The organism is Paraburkholderia sp. RL17-368-BIF-A (assembly GCF_046054045.1).
Classification (GTDB): domain Bacteria; phylum Pseudomonadota; class Gammaproteobacteria; order Burkholderiales; family Burkholderiaceae; genus Paraburkholderia; species Paraburkholderia graminis.
The window spans coordinates 108,044-124,837 of the sequence record NZ_JARESN010000017.1 but is presented as its reverse complement, the minus strand read 5'-3'; the positions used below and the strand labels follow the sequence as shown (position 1 = coordinate 124,837).

Below are 16,794 nucleotides of genomic sequence, written 5' to 3'. Positions count from 1 at the left end.
TTCGGGAAAACTAAAACTACGGCAGCAGTATCGTCGAACCCGTGGTCTTGCGCGCCTCGAGGTCCGCATGCGCCTGACCGACGTCGGCAAGCGCGTAGCGCTGGTTGATGTTCGTCTTCACCTTGCCGGAGACCAGCACGTCGAAGAGTTCGGCGGCCATCGCTTCGTAGTCGCTGCGTTTGCCCATATACGTGAACAACGTCGGGCGCGTGAAGAACAGCGAGCCGCGTCCGGCGAATTCCGACGAGTCGATCGGCGGCAACGGCCCCGACGCATTGCCGAAGCTCACGAACATGCCGAGCGGCGCGAGGCAATCGAGCGAGCCGGCAAACGTATCTTTACCGATGGAGTCGTACACCACCGGCACGCCCGCGCCGTTGGTGATCTCGCGCACGCGCTTCGTGAAGTTTTCGCGCGTATAGACAATCGCGTGGTCACAGCCGTGCGCTCTCGCGATCTCCGCTTTTTCGTCCGAGCCGACCGTGCCGATCACCGTCGCGCCGAGCGCCTTCGCCCACTGGCACACCAGCAGGCCGACGCCGCCCGCCGCGGCCTGTATCAGAATCGTGTCGCCGGCCTTCACCCGATACGTGCGCCGCAGCAGATATTGCGCGGTGAGACCTTGCAGCATCACCGAGGCGGCCTGTTCGTCGCTGACCGCATCCGGCAGTTTGATGACCTGCGCCGCCGGCAGCACGCGCTCCTGCGCATACGCGCCGGGCGGCCTCGCCACGTACGCGACGCGGTCGCCCGTTTTCAGATCGCTCACGTCCGAGCCGAGCGCGATCACTTCGCCGGCGGCTTCCATGCCGAGGCCGCCCGGCAACGGCAGCGGGTACAGGCCGGTGCGGAAGTACACGTCGATATAGTTGAGCCCGACCGCCGTTTGACGAATGCGAATCTCGCCGGGGCCGGGGTCGCCCACTTCGACGTCGACCCATTTCATGACCTCGGGACCGCCGGTTTGATCGAATCGGATTGCCTTGACCATTCACGTCTCCTTGATGGAATGCCGGCTATTTATGTTGCCGTTGAATGCTGCCGTTGAATGTTGCCAATGAGTGTTTGCCGATCAGCCGCGCGCGTGCGGCGTCAAACCTGCTGCGTGATACGCAGCGTGAGCGCGTCGAGCACCATGCGCGCCGTCGAAATGTTCGTCGCGCACGGAATGTTGTGCACGTCGCACGCACGCACGAGCGCGTTGATGTCCGGCTCGTGCGGTTGCGGCGTCATCGGATCGCGCAGAAAGATCACCATGTCCACGCGCCCTTCCGCGAGTTGCGCGCCGATCTGCAGGTCGCCGCCGTGCGGGCCCGACAGCATGCGCTCGACCTGCAGCCCATGTGCGTCGCTGATGCGTCCGCCCGTCGTGCCGGTCGCGATGATGTCGCAGCGCCGCAGCGTGTCGACGTATTCGCCGGCCAGCGCGACGATGTCGTCCTTCTTGTGATCGTGCGCGATCAGCGCAATGCGGGTGGTCATGTCGTAAGACTCCTGAAACCGTTGTGATTGTCGTTGTTGTGATGCTGCTGGAATTGCTGACTGCTGGGCTGCTTGTCGGGCAGGCGCTGCGAAGAAGACGACTGCACGCGTCTAGAAAGTGCCCGGATACGCGCCGCCGTCGATCAGCCAGTTCTGCCCCGTGATGTAGCCCGCATGCACGCTGCACAGAAACGCGCAGGCGCGGCCGAACTCGTCGCGCGTGCCGAAGCGGCCCGCGGGAATCGCTTTCATGCGCTGCTCGCGCGCCTGATCGACGGAAATGTTTTGCGATTTTGCGGTCGCCGCCATCGTGACGGCGATGCGATCCGTGTCGAACATGCCCGGCAGCAGGTTGTTGATCGTGACGCCGGTCGGCGCCATCTTGCGCGCGAGGCCCGCGACGAAACCGGTCAGGCCCGAACGCGCGCCGTTGGAGAGGCCCAGCACGTCGATAGGCGCCTTCACCGCCGAACTCGTGATGTTGACGATGCGCCCGAAGCCGCGCGCGCTCATCGAGTCGATGGTCGCGCGGATCAGTTCGATCGGCGTCAGCATGTTGCTTTCGAGCGCGCGAATCCAGTCGTCGTGCGTGAAGTTGCGGAAGTCGCCCGGCGGCGGGCCGCCCGCATTGTTGACCAGAATGTCGGGCTGCGGACAGGCGGCGAGCGCCGCGGCCCGGCCCTCGGGCGTGGTGATGTCGCACGCGACCGTGTTCACCTGCACGCCGCTTTGCCGGCGAATCTCGTCGGCCGTCGCCTCGAGCGTCTCGGCGGTGCGCGCGACGATCGTCAGGTTGACGCCTTCGGCGGCGAGCGCTTCCGCGCAGCCGCGCCCCAGGCCCTTGCTCGCCGCGCAAACCAGCGCCGTGCGTCCTGCGATTCCCATGTCCATGTGTGCGTTCTCCTCGCTGGCGTCTTGCCGATGGTTGCAAAGTTTCCCCCGATTCTAGAAGAATCGGTGCCAGGCTGCGCCGGCCCGCTGCAATCTTCGGTATCTTCGGGTGGCACTCTTTCGGTAAACTTGCGCCGTGGCGCGTTCGCCGGTCGTCGCACGTTGTGTTTGCCGGCCGGGCGAAGCGCCGAACCGATCTCCGAATCGGCCTCGAATCGATCTCTTACCCGCCGCGTGTGCCCCCGCCATGACTCAGGACAGCCGTTTCCCCAATCTTTTCATCCTCGATCACCCGCTGATCCAGCACAAGCTGTCGCACATGCGCGACCGGGACACGTCCACGCGCACGTTCCGCGAGCTGCTGCGCGAGATCACGCTCCTGATGGGCTACGAAATCACCCGCAATCTGCCGATGACCACGCGCCGCCTGAACACGCCGCTCGTCGAGATCGACGCGCCGGTGATCGCCGGCAAGAAGCTCGCGATCGTGCCGGTGCTGCGCGCGGGCATCGGCATGTCGGACGGTTTGCTCGAACTGGTGCCGTCGGCGCGCGTCGGCCACATCGGCGTGTATCGGGCCGAGGACCATCGGCCGGTCGAATATCTGGTGCGTCTGCCCGATCTCGAAGACCGCGTGTTCATTCTGTGCGATCCGATGGTCGCGACCGGCTACTCGGCCGTGCATGCGGTCGACGTGCTCAAGCGCCGCAACGTGGCCGGCGAGAACATCCTGTTCCTCGCGCTCGTCGCCGCGCCCGAGGGCGTGCAGGTGTTCCAGGACGCGCATCCCGACGTGAAGCTCTTCGTCGCGTCGCTCGATTCGCATCTGAACGAGCACGCGTACATCGTGCCGGGCTTGGGCGACGCGGGCGACCGGCTGTTCGGCACGAAGAACTGAGCGTTGTCGAAAAGCCGGTGTGCGGCGCCTGGTTCGCGCCGCGCACGCATACTTTTCCTGCAATGTCGGGCCATCCCGGGCGACGGCGGCCGCTGCCGCACCCCCGCGGCGTGATAAAATTCGAATCCACTCGAAGCGCGGCCTCGCGCGCAGCGCGAGGCGCGGCGGGCATTCCGGTGCGCCATGCAGCGCAGGCAATCAGCCAGGACCGGCGGCGCGCAGCCGGGCAGAACGGCCGGCACGAATTTGACATCGAGGCGCCTTGACGAGCGCCTGAAAAATCGCAACGACAATTGCACACTGCGCGCCCCGCTGGCGCGCGCGACGGAGAAAGGTATGGCGGGTCATTCGAAATGGGCCAACATCAAGCATAAGAAAGCAGCGGCCGATGCCAAGCGCGGCAAGGTCTGGACGCGGCTCATCAAGGAAATTCAGGTCGCGGCGCGCATGGGCGGCGGCGACATCGACTCGAATCCGCGTCTGCGGCTCGCCGTCGAAAAGGCGTACGACGCCAACATGCCGAAAGACAACGTCAACCGCGCGATCCAGCGCGGCGTGGGCGGCGTCGACGGTGCGAACTACGAAGAAATCCGCTACGAAGGCTACGGCATCGGCGGTGCGGCGGTGATCGTCGACACCATGACCGACAACCGCACGCGCACGGTCGCGGAAGTGCGTCACGCGTTCTCGAAGAACGGCGGCAACATGGGCACGGACGGCTCGGTGTCGTTCATGTTCGATCACGTCGGCCAGTTCCTGTTCGCGCCGGGCACGCCCGAAGACAAGCTGATGGAAGCGGCGCTCGAAGCCGGCGCCGACGACGTGGTGACGAACGAAGACGGCAGCATCGAAGTGCTCTGCCCGCCGAACGATTTCCCGAAGGTGAAGACCGCGCTCGAAGCCGCGGGCTTCAAGGCCGAAGTGGCCGAGGTCACGATGAAACCTCAGACGGAAGTCGAGTTCACCGGCGACGACGCCGTGAAAATGCAGAAGCTGCTCGACGCGCTGGAAAATCTGGACGACGTGCAGGAAGTCTATACAAACGCCGCGATCGCCGACGAATGAAGCCGCTGGCCGGGCAAGCCGCCTTTGTGCGCATACCGCCGGCCGGTTTCAACGTTGCTGTTGAACGGGCCTGGCCGGGACGGCGCTGAGGCGTCTGTCGCGCTGCCCTCGTCCGGGTTCGCCATGCGTTGCGCCGCCACAACCGGCTGCGAACATGGCGGAACTCACTATTATTGCACGGCTCGCCGCCGCACAGGGCGGGCGCCGTTTTTGGTTTTTAAGTCTCGGGGATTCACATGAAGTTACTCGTCGTCGGTTCCGGCGGTCGCGAACATGCGCTCGCATGGAAGCTCGCGCAATCGCCGCGGGTCCAGCTCGTCTACGTGGCTCCTGGCAACGGCGGCACCGCCCAGGACGAGCGCCTGCGCAACGTCGACATCACCGAGCCGGCTGCGCTCGCCGATTTCGTCGAGAAGGAACAGATCGCCTTCACGCTGGTCGGGCCGGAAGCGCCGCTCGCCGCGGGCATCGTCAATCTGTTCCGCTCGCGCGGTCTGAAGATTTTCGGACCGACGAAGGAAGCGGCGCAGCTCGAAAGCTCGAAAGACTTTGCGAAGGCGTTCATGAAACGCCACGCGATCCCGACGGCCGAGTACGAAACGTTCGCCGACGTCGCCGCCGCGCACGCGTATCTCGATGCGAAGGGCGCGCCGATCGTCATCAAGGCCGACGGCCTGGCTGCCGGCAAGGGCGTGGTCGTCGCGCAGACGCTGGAAGAAGCGCATGCCGCCGTCGACATGATGCTGTCGGACAACAAGCTCGGCGACGCCGGCGCGCGCGTCGTGATCGAAGAGTTTCTGGCGGGCGAGGAAGCGAGCTTCATCGTGATGGTCGACGGCAAGCATGTGCTGCCGCTTGCGTCGAGCCAGGACCACAAGCGTTTGCTCGACGGCGATCAGGGCCCGAACACCGGCGGCATGGGCGCGTACTCGCCCGCGCCTATCGTCACGCCGCAACTGCACGCGCGCGTGATGCGCGAAATCATCCTGCCGACAGTGCGCGGCATGGAGAAGGAAGGCATCCGCTACACGGGTTTCCTGTACGCCGGTCTGATGATCGACGCGCAAGGCAATCCGAAGACGCTCGAGTTCAACTGCCGCATGGGCGACCCGGAAACGCAGCCGATCATGGCGCGTCTGAAGGGCGACTATTCGAAGGTGGTCGAGCAGGCGATTGCCGGCACGCTCGATACGGTCGAACTGGAGTGGGACCGCCGCACCGCGCTCGGCGTGGTGCTCGCCGCGTACAACTATCCGGACACGCCGCGCAAGGGCGACCGCATCAACGACATTCCGGCGGAAACGGCGGATTCGGTCACGTTCCATGCGGGCACGACTTACGCGGACGGCAAGCTGGTCACGTCGGGCGGCCGTGTGCTGTGTGTGGTGGGTCTGGCCGATTCGGTGCGCAGCGCGCAGTCGGTCGCGTACGAAACGATCAACCAGATTTCGTTCGACGGCATGCAGTACCGGCGCGACATCGGCTATCGCGCATTGAACCGCAAGCACGACGCCAGGACCGAAGGCAAGCACTGAAGCGCCAGTCCGCCATGCCGCCCTGCCCGTGTGCCGCGCCAACGGCGCTACACTGCGGGTTGGCGGCGGCTCGTTGCCGCGCGGCGGCAATCCGCACTGAACGGCCGCACCTTTGCGGCAACCTCCGCCCCACCCAGCGCGGCGCTTCACGACGAACCCGCGGCACCGGCGTGCCGCCTTCAGCACCTGCATTGATGACCGATTCGAGCTACGACGCACAAGCCGTGCGCACCTGGCTGCAAGGCCTGCAAACGCAGATTGCGGACACCCTGGGCGCCTTCGACGGCAAGCCCTTCGCCACCGACGCATGGCAGCGCACGCCCGGCGAAAAGCTGCGCGGCGGCGGCTGCACGCGGATTCTCGAAGGCGGCGACTTCTTCGAGCGCGCGGGCATCGGCTTTTCGGACGTCGCGGGCGACGCGTTGCCGGGCTCCGCGAGCGCGGCGCGTCCTCAACTGGCCGGGCGCGGCTTCGAGGCAATGGGCGTGTCGCTCGTGCTGCACCCGCACAATCCGCACTGCCCGACCGTGCATATGAACGTGCGCCTGCTGATCGCGACCAAGCCCGGCGAAGAGCCGGTGTTCTGGTTCGGCGGCGGCATGGACCTGACGCCGTACTACGGTTACGAAGAAGACGCGCGGCACTTTCATCGCGTGTGCCGCGATGCGCTCGAGCCTTATGGCGCCGACCTCTATCCGAGTTTCAAGCGCTGGTGCGACGAGTATTTCTTCCTCAAGCACAGGAACGAGCCGCGCGGCATCGGCGGGATTTTTTTCGACGATTACTCGGCGCCGGGCTTCGATCAATCGTTCGCGATGATGAGAAGCGTGGGTGAGGGATTCCTCAAAGCCTACCTGCCGATCATCGAAAAGCGCCGCAACATTCCGTACGGCCAGGCCGAGCGCGATTTCCAGGCTTACCGGCGCGGACGCTACGTCGAGTTCAATCTGGTCTTCGACCGTGGCACACTGTTTGGGCTGCAGAGCGGCGGACGCACCGAATCGATTCTGATGTCGATGCCGCCTGTGGTGAACTGGCGCTACAACTGGCAGCCCGAACCGGGCACGCCGGAAGCGCGCCTTTATAGCGATTTTCTCGTGCCGCGCGAGTGGATTTGAGTGCTGTGAGCGCCCCGCAATTCCGGAAGCCCGCACTGCCCGCCACCTGGCCACGACAAAGGATCTTTACCTGAAGCCGAACGCTCATCCCGTTGCGCTGCCTCGCCGGATCGGTCTGCTCGGCGGCACCTTCGACCCGATCCACGACGGCCACCTCGCGCTCGCGCGGCGTTTCGCCCACGTGCTGCGCCTGACCGAGCTCGTGCTGCTGCCGGCCGGCCAGCCGTGGCAGAAAGCGGACGTGTCGCCGGCCGTGCATCGGCTTGCAATGACGCGCGCGGCGGCAAGCGAACTGAAGCTGCCCGGCGTCGAGGTGCGAGTCGCCACCGACGAAATCGAGCACGAAGGCCCGACGTACACCGTCGACACGCTGCAACACTGGCGCGAACGCGAAGGCAACGAGACGTCCATTGCCTTGCTAATCGGCGCGGATCAACTGGTGAAGCTCGACACATGGCGCGACTGGCGGCGCCTGTTCGAGTTCGCGCACATCTGCGCGGCCACGCGGCCCGGATTCGATCTCGCGTCGATTCCGCCCGCCGTCGCGCAGGAAATCGACGCGCGCCGCGCCGGCGCCGAGGTTCTGCAAGCCACGCCTTGCGGCCACTTGCTGATCGACACGACGCTCGCGTTCAACGTTTCGGCCACCGACATTCGCGCGCATCTGCGCGAACAGGTGAGCCAGCGGCTTGCCCATGTAGGCGGCGAACAGCACGGCGAGGCCGCAAGCCACGTCCCCACCGCGGTGTGGGACTACATTCTTCAACATCATCTGTACCACCGGTAACCTCATGGATATTCGCAAACTGCAACGCGTGATCGTCGACGCTCTCGAAGACGTCAAGGCGCAAGACATCAAGGTGTTCAACACCAGCCACCTGACCGCGCTGTTCGATCGCGTGATCGTCGCGAGCGGCACGTCGAACCGGCAAACCAAGGCGCTCGCCTCGAGCGTGCGCGAAGGCGTGAAGGAAGCCGGCGGCGACATCATCAGCACCGAGGGCGAGGACATCGGCGAATGGGTGCTGGTGGATTGCGGCGACGCGATCGTCCACATCCTGCAACCGGCGCTGCGCCAGTACTACAACCTCGAGGAAATCTGGGGCGACAAGCCGGTGCGGCTGAAGCTGTCGACGCCTGATCCGTTCGGCGGCGCGCGTTCGAGCGAGCCCGACGAAGAAGACGAGGACGACGAAGCGCCGGCCGTCAAAAAGCCCGCGCGCAAGACCGCCGCGCGACGGAAGTGAGCGGGCTTTGCCCTGTTCCCTTCGATCCGTTCGCTGTAGACGTCCGCGAGCAGCGCACTAAAGCTCGATGAAACTGCACATTCTCGCCGTCGGCCACAAGATGCCGGACTGGATCGCGACGGGCTTCGACGAATACGCGAAACGCATGCCGCCCGAGTTGCGCATCGAACTGCGCGAGATCAAGCCGGAGCAGCGTTCGTCGGCGCGCTCGGCCGAAAGCGTGATGGCCGCCGAGCGCGTGAAGATCGAAGCCGCGCTTCCGAAGAACGCGCGCATTGTCGCGCTCGACGAACGCGGCAAGGACTGGACCACCATGCAGCTTGCGGGCGCCCTGCCCGGCTGGCAGCAGGACGGCCGCGACGTCGCGTTTCTGATCGGCGGCGCTGACGGACTCGACCCCGAACTGAAGGCGCGCGCCGATCTGCTGCTGCGCGTGTCGAGCCTCACGTTGCCTCACGCGATGGTGCGCGTGCTGCTCGCCGAACAGCTTTACCGCGCGTGGACCATCACGCAAAATCACCCCTATCATCGCGTGTGAGCAGACGCGGACGGTGACGCGCCACGTCCCGCGCCGCATCGTATTGCATCACCACTCGGCGCAGGCGACGCATTGCTTCAATGGCGTCCGTCCCCGCGCCTTTGCACGCGAGCGCAGCGCGATAACGCCTGTCCGCACTTCGCGCCCGACATCATCGCGCTACCGCTAATCCGTTCCAACGAGACTCGTTATGCCAACGTCCGCTGCCTCGCTGCATCCTTTCGTCTATCTCGCGTCGCAGAGTCCGCGCCGTCAGGAGTTGTTGCAACAGATCGGCGTGCGCTTCGAGTTGCTGCTGCCGCGCCCCGACGAAGATGCCGAAGCGCTCGAAGCCGAACTGCCAGGTGAGCGTGCGCGCGACTATGTGCAGCGCGTGTGCGTGGCTAAAGCGCGCGCCGCGCATGCGCGTCTCGTAGCCGGCGCTCATGCCGCGCGACCGATTCTGGTTGCGGATACAACGGTCACCATCGACGACGCGATTCTCGGCAAACCGCTCGACGCCGACGACGCCGCCGCGATGCTCACGCGCCTCGCGGGCCGCGATCACGAAGTGCTGACCGCGGTTGCCGTCGTCGATGCACAGGGCGAGTTGTTGCCGGCCGCGCTGTCTGTGTCGAAGGTGCGCTTTGCTGCGCTGCACGCGGACGCGATTCGCCGCTACGTGGCGAGCGGCGAACCGCTCGGCAAGGCGGGCGCCTATGGCGTGCAAGGGCGCGCCGCGGAGTTTATCGAGCATATCGACGGGTCCTATTCAGGTATCATGGGTTTGCCGCTTTTTGAAACCGCTGCCCTTCTGCGTGCAGCGCGCATCGACTTCTAGAACAACACCATGAATGAAGAAATCCTGATTAATGTCACGCCGCAGGAAACGCGCGTCGCGCTCGTCCAGCAAGGCGCCGTCCAGGAACTTCACGTCGAACGAACGCTGTCGCGGGGCCGCGTCGGCAACGTCTATCTCGGCAAGGTCGTGCGCGTGTTGCCGGGCATGCAATCGGCGTTTATCGACATCGGTCTCGAACGTGCCGCGTTTTTGCATGTCGCGGATATATGGCATCCGCGCATTGCCGGTGAGCCGCAACATCAAACGCCGCATCAGCCCATCGAAAAGATCGTGTTCGAAGGTCAGACGCTGATGGTCCAGGTGGTGAAGGACCCGATCGGCACCAAGGGCGCGCGGCTTTCCACGCAAGTGAGCATTGCCGGCCGCACGCTCGTTTATCTGCCGCAGGAACCGCATATCGGCATTTCGCAAAAGATCGAGAGCGAAGCCGAGCGCGAAGCGGTGCGCGCGCGTTTGACCGCCGTGCTGCCCGCCGATGAGAAAGGCGGCTACATCGTTCGCACCATTGCCGAAGATGCGACGAGCGAAGAGCTTGCCGCAGACGTCGCGTATCTGCGCAAGACGTGGGCGACGATTCTGTCGCAAGGTCAGCGCATGCCGCCAACCAGTTTGCTCTATCAGGATCTGAATCTCGCGCAACGCGTGCTGCGCGATTTCGTCAACGACGAGACGTCGCGCATCCAGGTGGATTCGCGCGAGACGTATCAGATGCTGGCCGATTTCGCTGCCGAATTCACGCCTGCCGTGTCCTCGAAACTGCACCACTACACGGGCGAGCGGCCGCTCTTCGATCTGTACAACATCGAGGCGGAGATTCAGCGCGCGCTATCGCGCCGTGTCGACCTGAAGTCGGGCGGCTACCTGGTGATCGACCAGACCGAGGCGATGACCACCATCGACGTGAATACGGGCGGCTACGTCGGCGCGCGCAATTTCGACGACACGATCTTCAAGACCAACCTCGAAGCGGCGCATACCATTGCGCGCCAATTGCGGCTGCGCAATCTGGGCGGCGTGATCATCATCGACTTCATCGACATGGAAAACGTCGAGCATCGCGACCAGGTGCTGAGCGAACTGAAGCGAGCGTTGTCGCGCGACCGTACGCGCGTGACGGTGAACGGTTTTTCGCAACTCGGGCTTGTCGAGATGACGCGCAAGCGCACGCGCGAGTCGCTCGCGCATGTGCTGTGCGAGCCCTGCCCCGTTTGCCAGGGCAAGGGCCAGGTGAAGACGCCGCGCACGGTCTGCTACGACGTGCTGCGCGAGATTTTGCGCGAGTCGCGGCAGTTCAATCCGCGCGAGTTTCGCGTGGTGGCGTCGCAGCAGGTGATCGATCTTTTCCTCGAGGAAGAGTCGCAGCATCTGGCGATGCTGATCGACTTTATCGGCAAGCCGGTGTCGTTACAGGTGGAGTCGAATCTGAGTCAGGAGCAGTACGATATCGTGCTGATGTAGCTTCGCCTAAGGCCGAGGCGTTCCGCGCAGACATCGAAAAACTGCGCGCACTGCGGCCAGCGCAGCAGTTCCAGCAAGGCTGCCCGCTCGCGAGCCTTCACACAGACACACTGTGCCGCGTTTCAATCGTCGGTCAGAAAGTCCGGATGACTGGTGCGAATCTGCTCGATCTGATGCAGGGTTCCCGACAGATGCCCGCGCAGCGCCGCCTGCGCAGCGGTCGCGTCGCCGCGTTCGATAGCATCGACAATTTCTGTGTGTTCCTGCACCACCGCCATCGTCTTGCCCTCGACGGGCAAATGCAAACGACGCAACCGGTCGATGTGGCCGCTCAGCCTGCGCACCAGGTCCCACAACTGCGGCACGCCCGCGGCCTCGTACATCTGACGATGAAACGTCTGGTCGAACAACGCGAACCGCTCGTAGTTGTTCAGGTCCAGTAGTTCCGTTTGCCTCGCGATGGTGGCGCGCAACTCCGCGATAAGCGCGGCATCGTGCTGCTCAGCGAGGGTCCGCACCACTTCCAGTTCTATCGAACGGCGCAGGAAATGCGCCTGCAACGCGGAGCTCACGTTGATCTGACTGACGACGGTCGCGTGCTGGGGAAAGATGTCGACGAGGCCTTCTTCACCGAGCTTCATCAGCGCGTCGCGCACCGGCGTCTGGCTCAAACCATAGCGGTTTGCGAGCTCAGCGCGCGAGAGCACCGTGCCCGGTGTCAGTTCGAGTGAAAGGATCATTTCGCGCAGTCGTTCGAATACTTGCGGCGCGGCATGGCGGGACCGGTCGAGCCGGGTCACCACGGAAGAGCTGGCGTTGTTTTTCATGGCAAACCGAAGCGCTAAAAGCGGGAAAGCGGGCGCAGCCGGCAAAGGACACTGGCTAAGACATTAGTACTATAGCCGACGCCCGCCCCTTCCAGTAAGGCCTCGGCGCGTTGCCGCGCCGGCCGCGCCTGAGTAGTTACCCTACTGACGCACTAATACATTAGTGCTTTACCATCGCGTCACCTTGTTCGCTTTCTTCATTGAAGACCTTCACGCCATGACTCGCGACATCACCATCACGCAGGTTCGAATCACTCCGATCGCCTTTCGCGACGGCCCGCTGCTGAACGCCGCCGGGATTCACGAACCTTGGGCGTTGCGCGCCATTCTGGAACTGGAAACGAGCGACGGCCGCGTCGGCATCTCCGAAACTTACGGCGACGAGCCCATGCTGCGCGTGCTCGAAGAGGCCAGGGCGCTCGTGACCGGCCTCTCGCCGTTCGACCTGAACCGCATGGAAGAACGCGTGCGAGGCGCGATCAAGGCGAGTCCCGGCGCGGTTGAGTTCGAACTGGCGCCCGGCTCCCATTCGGCGAAGAACGCGCCAAAAGTAATCAGCGCGCTCGAAGTCGCCATGCTCGACCTGCAAGGGCAGATTGTCGGCGCGCCGGTCGTGGATCTGCTGGGAGGCAAGGTTCGCGATGCCGTCCCCTACAGCGCCTACCTCTTCTTCAAGTACGCGGAGCACGTCGATAAACCCTATGCGCCCGACGCCTGGGGCGAAGGCCTGAGCCCGGAGCAGATCGTCGCGCAGGCGCGCCGCATGATCGGCCTGTACGGTTTTCAGAGCATCAAGCTGAAGGGCGGCGTATTCGAGCCGAAGCACGAAATAGCATGCATGCGCGCGCTGCACGACGCGTTCCCCGGCATGCCGCTGCGGCTCGACCCGAATGCGAACTGGACGCTCGAAACCAGTATCGCGGCCGCGCCTGAACTCGACGACCTGCTCGAGTATTACGAAGATCCGTGCCCCGGCCTCGCCGGCATGGCGGAACTCGCCAGGCACACGCGCCTGCCGCTCGCGACCAACATGGTGATCACGACCATGGAAGATTTCCGGCGCGGCGCCGAAATGGGCTCGGTCAAGGTGCTGCTGTCGGACCATCACTACTGGGGCGGGCTGCGCGCAACCCAGACGCTCGCGCGCATGTGCAAGCTGTGGGATCTCGGCATGTCGATGCACTCGAACTCGCATCTCGGCATCAGCCTGATGGCGATGACGCATGTCGCCGCCAGCATCCCGAACCTGACCTACGCGTGCGATACGCACTATCCGTGGCAGGAAGAAGAAGTCATCAAGGGCGGCCGCGTGAAGTTCGATAACGGCACGGTCCGCATACCGGACACGCCGGGCCTTGGCGTCGAACTCGACCGCGAGCGGCTCGCGGAGTTGCACGCGCAGTACCTATCGTGCGGCGTGCGCAATCGCGACGACCTGGCGCAGATGCGAAAGTACGACCCGGCCTTTAGCGGCAAGAACCCGCGCTTTTAAAGGACCGTTCGCACCGCGCGTTAAGCGGCTTTCCCGACCGCGCGCCGGCGCAACCATCCTCAAGACCTCCGGAGACACAATGAAAATAATGGAAGCCCAAGCCGCCGGCGCGCAAAGCGCGGTCGGCCGCTATAGATGGACGATCTGCGCGCTGATCTTCTTTGCGACGACGATCAACTACATGGATCGTCAGATGCTCGGCCTGCTCGCGCCGCTGCTGCAGAAGGACATCGGCTGGAATCAGGTTCAGTATGCGCAGACCGTCATGGTGTTCACTGTCGCCTATGCGGTCGGCCTCGCGATTTTTGGCCGGATCGCGGACCGCTTCAGCACGAAGGCCGTGTACGGCAGCGCAATGGCAATGTGGAGTCTCGCCGCAATGCTGCACGCGGTGGCGTCGAGCGTACCGGGCTTTGCGGCTGTGCGAGGTCTGCTCGGTTTTGGCGAAGCGGCCAACTTTCCGGTCGCGATCCGCACCACGGCCACGTGGTTTCCGAAGAAAGAGCGCGCGTTGGCGACGGGCCTCTGGAACATGGGCGCCACCATCGGCGGAATCGTCGCGCCGGCTTTCGTGCCGATCGCCGCGGTAATGTGGGGCTGGCGCGCGACCTTCATCGCGGGCGGCGCCACGGGTTTCATCTGGCTCGCGGTGTGGCTGTTCGTGTACCGGCAGCCTGCGCAGCATCCGTCGGTGTCGAAGAGCGAACTCGATTACATCAATTCGGACCGCGACGAAGCCGTCGAACAATCGGTCAATTGGCTTTCCGTGCTGAAGTATCGGGAGACGTGGGCTTTTATCGTCGGCAAGCTGCTGACCGATCCCGTGTGGTGGTTTTATCTGTTCTGGCTGCCCAAGTGGCTCAATGAATCGAGGCACATCGACATCCGCAATCTGGGCTTGCCGCTGATCGCGATCTACACGATGGCGTCGGTCGGCAGCGTGGCCGGCGGGTGGCTCTCGTCGCACCTGATGGCGCGATATAACAAGCCCAACTTTGCGCGCAAGATCTCGATGGGAATCTGCGCGGTGTGCGTCGTGCCGATTGCCACCCTCTCACATTTCCAAAGCCTTTGGTACGCGGTCTTCGCAGTGGGTCTGGCCGCCGCGGCGCACCAGGGATGGTCGGCGAACCTCGTCACGCTGGTAGGTGATGTGTTCCCGCGCCGCCTGGTGGGCACGGTGGTCGGCATCGGCGGCGTCGCGGGCATGGTCGGCTCGTTCTTCTACTCGGGCGTGATCGGCGAGACGCTGCAGCGCACCGGCCAGTATTGGGCGCTCTTCGCGGTTGGCGCATCGGCCTATCTGGTCGCGCTCGGCATCATCCATCTGCTCATGCCACGCATGGCGCCGGTGAAATTGCGCGATTGAAAAACCCTTTGCAGTAAAACGCGGAGCCTGTGCGGCATGTCGATTCCCGCACTGGTTCCATTTCGCGACTGGTCGGCAAGCGGCGCGCATATCGAGCGTGCGCGCCGTCGCCTGAATGAATGAATGGCAGCGTCAGATCGCGAGCCCGCCTGACACCTCGATGCGTTGAGCGTTGATCCAGCGATTGTCCTCCGACAGAAGCGAGGCAATCATCGGGCCGATGTCGTCGGGCACGCCGGGGCGGCCGAGCGCGGTCATCTCCCCGATGCGCCGGTTCATCTCCGGGTTGTCACGCACGATGCCGCCGCTGAAATCCGTCTCGACAGCGCCCGGCGCGACCACATTGACCGCGATGCGGCGCGGCCCGAGTTCCTTCGCCAGATACCTGGTCAGCGTTTCGACGGCGGCCTTCATCGAACCGTAAGCCCCGCTCTCCGGTACGATGATGCGCGTGAGTCCGCTCGAAACGTTGACGATTCTGCCTCCATCGCGAATCAGCGGCAGCAGCTTCTGCGTCAGAAAGAACACGCCCTTGAAGTGGATGTTGTAGAGTGCGTCGAGCTCGGCTTCAGTCGTGTTTTCGATGCGGTTATGATGCGAGTTCCCTGCATTGTTGACGAGGTAGTCGAAGCGGTCGGCGCCCCATTCCCTCAGCGTGTCGCGCAGCGTCGTGACGAATGCGTCGAACGCACCGGCGTCGCCCGTATCGAGCTGCAAGGCCTCCGACCTGCTCCCTGTGGCGCGGGCTTTGGCGAGCACTTCGTCGGCGGCCTCGCGATTCACGTGATACGTAAAGACAGTGTCGATGCCGCGCTCCGCGAGCCTCAGCACCGTGTTGCGGCCTAGACCCCGGCTGCCGCCGGTGACGATTGCGATCTTACTTGCTGGCATGGCGATTCCTCCATTGAACATGCGTCGATCGTAATGACCGGCATGCCGGACGATAAGCCTGCGCACACCGCACGGGCTGTGCGGAATAGACGAACAATGACCATTGCACCGAACATCAAGGATTTGACGGCGTTCGTCGCCGTGATAGAAGCTGGCGGTTTCCGCGACGCTGCGCGCGCAATCGGCAGCAGTCCGTCCGCCGTCAGCGAAGCGGTGCGCCGCCTCGAAACGCGCACCGGCGTGCGGCTGCTGCATCGCACGACGCGCAGCGTCGCTGCGACTGAAGCGGGCACGCGCCTGCTGTCTCAGCTCAAGCCAGCGCTCGACGGACTGGAAGCGGCGCTCGACGTGGTCAATCAATTCCGCGACAAGCCGTTCGGCAAGCTCAAGCTGAACGTACCGGTGGTCGCCGCGCGGCTCATCCTGCCGCGGATACTGCCGGCGTTCCTGTCGATGTATCCGGAGATCGAACTGGAAGTCGTCGCTGACGACAGCTTCGTCGATCTGTTGTCCGCAGGCTGCGACGCGGGCATCCGGTACGGTGAAAGCCTCCAGCAGGACATGATCGCGGTGCCTATCGGCCCGCGCGAGCAGCGCATGGCGCTCGGCGCCTCACCGGCGTATCTGGCACGGCACGGACGGCCCGAACATCCCGACGATCTTGTGCGGCATGCCTGTCTGCGGCACCGCTTCTCAAGCGGCGCAATAGCCGAATGGCTCTTCGAACGCGACGGCAAAACCGTGCGGATCGAGCCGCAGGGGCCGTTGATCGTGCGCACGGGGAGCTCCGCAGAACTGTCGGTCGACGTCGCGCTCGCGGGCAACGGCATCGTGCAGTTATTCGACGACTGGCTCCGTCCGCACTTTGAAAGCGGCGCCCTCGAACCGGTGTTGGAGCCGTGGTGGTTGCGCTTTCCCGGGCCCTATCTTTACTATCCGGGACGCCGCTACCTGCCCGCGCCGCTGCGCGCGTTCGTCGACTTCGTCAAGGCCGAATGCGAGCGCGCATGAATGTAGTTGATGGTTCGATGAACCGCGAACGCGGCGACCGAATCGGGCTCGCCATATCGCCCGAGATATTGCGGAGATGCGCAGGTCGCATCTAAAACTGAACAGTACGATATCGTGCTGATGTAGCTCCG

The 16,794-nt window shown here is 64.2% G+C and carries 17 protein-coding genes; 12 read left to right on the top strand and 5 right to left on the bottom strand.

The annotated features are described in order from the left end of the window. Nucleotides 1–16 precede the first annotated feature (16 nt). From P0D87_RS25355 to P0D87_RS25345, 3 genes are all read right to left on the bottom strand, one after another. Nucleotides 17–991 carry a quinone oxidoreductase family protein gene (locus P0D87_RS25355; protein WP_053857801.1) on the bottom strand — a complete coding sequence of 325 codons (975 nt, stop codon included), beginning with the start codon at nt 989–991 and terminating at the stop codon, nt 17–19. A gap of 101 nt (nt 992–1,092) precedes the next feature. Next, a complete protein-coding gene (locus tag P0D87_RS25350; protein ID WP_006048247.1) occupies nt 1,093–1,482 on the bottom strand; it encodes a methylglyoxal synthase in 390 nt (129 codons plus the stop codon). Between the two features lie 111 nt (nt 1,483–1,593). Next, the gene (locus P0D87_RS25345) at nt 1,594–2,373 is read right to left on the bottom strand and encodes an SDR family oxidoreductase (protein ID WP_006048248.1); all 780 of its coding nucleotides are present in this window, start codon (nt 2,371–2,373) and stop codon (nt 1,594–1,596) included. A 247-nt stretch (nt 2,374–2,620) separates the two neighbouring features. Between P0D87_RS25345 and upp the strand changes: the two genes are divergently transcribed. The 9 genes from upp (at nt 2,621) to rng (ending at nt 11,073) form a co-directional block, all read left to right on the top strand. Continuing rightward, the gene (gene upp / locus P0D87_RS25340; protein WP_006048249.1) at nt 2,621–3,271 is read left to right on the top strand and encodes a uracil phosphoribosyltransferase; all 651 of its coding nucleotides are present in this window, start codon (nt 2,621–2,623) and stop codon (nt 3,269–3,271) included. Nucleotides 3,272–3,607: 336 nt separating this feature from the next. Beyond that, nucleotides 3,608–4,336, top strand: coding sequence for a YebC/PmpR family DNA-binding transcriptional regulator (locus P0D87_RS25335; RefSeq protein ID WP_027776629.1), 729 nt, complete (start codon nt 3,608–3,610; stop codon nt 4,334–4,336). A 236-nt stretch (nt 4,337–4,572) separates the two neighbouring features. Beyond that, on the top strand, nt 4,573–5,871 hold the full coding sequence (gene purD / locus P0D87_RS25330) for a phosphoribosylamine--glycine ligase (RefSeq protein WP_006048251.1): 1,299 nt from the start codon (nt 4,573–4,575) through the stop codon (nt 5,869–5,871). A gap of 194 nt (nt 5,872–6,065) precedes the next feature. Then, nucleotides 6,066–6,989, top strand: coding sequence for an oxygen-dependent coproporphyrinogen oxidase (gene hemF / locus P0D87_RS25325; RefSeq protein ID WP_053857799.1), 924 nt, complete (start codon nt 6,066–6,068; stop codon nt 6,987–6,989). A 70-nt stretch (nt 6,990–7,059) separates the two neighbouring features. Further along, nucleotides 7,060–7,776 (top strand): nicotinate-nucleotide adenylyltransferase, encoded by a 717-nt coding sequence (locus P0D87_RS25320; RefSeq protein ID WP_044020635.1) that lies wholly within the window; start codon nt 7,060–7,062, stop codon nt 7,774–7,776. A gap of 4 nt (nt 7,777–7,780) precedes the next feature. After that, entirely contained in the window at nt 7,781–8,236 is a 456-nt protein-coding gene (gene rsfS, locus P0D87_RS25315; RefSeq protein ID WP_053857798.1) for a ribosome silencing factor, read from the top strand. Between the two features lie 67 nt (nt 8,237–8,303). Beyond that, nucleotides 8,304–8,774, top strand: a complete 471-nt coding sequence (gene rlmH, locus P0D87_RS25310) for a 23S rRNA (pseudouridine(1915)-N(3))-methyltransferase RlmH (RefSeq protein WP_006048255.1) — start codon at nt 8,304–8,306, stop codon at nt 8,772–8,774. Nucleotides 8,775–8,964: 190 nt separating this feature from the next. Further along, nucleotides 8,965–9,594 (top strand): Maf family protein, encoded by a 630-nt coding sequence (locus tag P0D87_RS25305; protein WP_029969840.1) that lies wholly within the window; start codon nt 8,965–8,967, stop codon nt 9,592–9,594. Between the two features lie 9 nt (nt 9,595–9,603). Then, nucleotides 9,604–11,073, top strand: a complete 1,470-nt coding sequence (rng, locus tag P0D87_RS25300) for a ribonuclease G (protein ID WP_029969842.1) — start codon at nt 9,604–9,606, stop codon at nt 11,071–11,073. A gap of 122 nt (nt 11,074–11,195) precedes the next feature. On the opposite strand, the gene P0D87_RS25295 is transcribed toward rng, so the two are convergent. Beyond that, the gene (locus P0D87_RS25295; RefSeq protein ID WP_029969844.1) at nt 11,196–11,900 is read right to left on the bottom strand and encodes a GntR family transcriptional regulator; all 705 of its coding nucleotides are present in this window, start codon (nt 11,898–11,900) and stop codon (nt 11,196–11,198) included. Nucleotides 11,901–12,117: 217 nt separating this feature from the next. On the opposite strand from P0D87_RS25295, the gene P0D87_RS25290 reads away from it, so the two are divergent. Together P0D87_RS25290 and P0D87_RS25285 are read left to right on the top strand one after the other, a co-directional pair. Next, nucleotides 12,118–13,392 (top strand): glucarate dehydratase family protein, encoded by a 1,275-nt coding sequence (locus tag P0D87_RS25290; protein WP_053858985.1) that lies wholly within the window; start codon nt 12,118–12,120, stop codon nt 13,390–13,392. A gap of 79 nt (nt 13,393–13,471) precedes the next feature. Further along, nucleotides 13,472–14,761 carry an MFS transporter gene (locus P0D87_RS25285; protein WP_053857797.1) on the top strand — a complete coding sequence of 430 codons (1,290 nt, stop codon included), beginning with the start codon at nt 13,472–13,474 and terminating at the stop codon, nt 14,759–14,761. Between the two features lie 132 nt (nt 14,762–14,893). Here the strand turns inward: P0D87_RS25285 and P0D87_RS25280 are convergent, their stop codons facing one another. Then, nucleotides 14,894–15,652, bottom strand: coding sequence for an SDR family NAD(P)-dependent oxidoreductase (locus P0D87_RS25280; RefSeq protein WP_053857796.1), 759 nt, complete (start codon nt 15,650–15,652; stop codon nt 14,894–14,896). A 96-nt stretch (nt 15,653–15,748) separates the two neighbouring features. Here P0D87_RS25280 and P0D87_RS25275 point away from each other — a divergent pair, with 96 nt between their 5' ends. Continuing rightward, nucleotides 15,749–16,663, top strand: coding sequence for a LysR family transcriptional regulator (locus P0D87_RS25275; protein ID WP_006048263.1), 915 nt, complete (start codon nt 15,749–15,751; stop codon nt 16,661–16,663). Nucleotides 16,664–16,794: the final 131 nt, after the last annotated feature.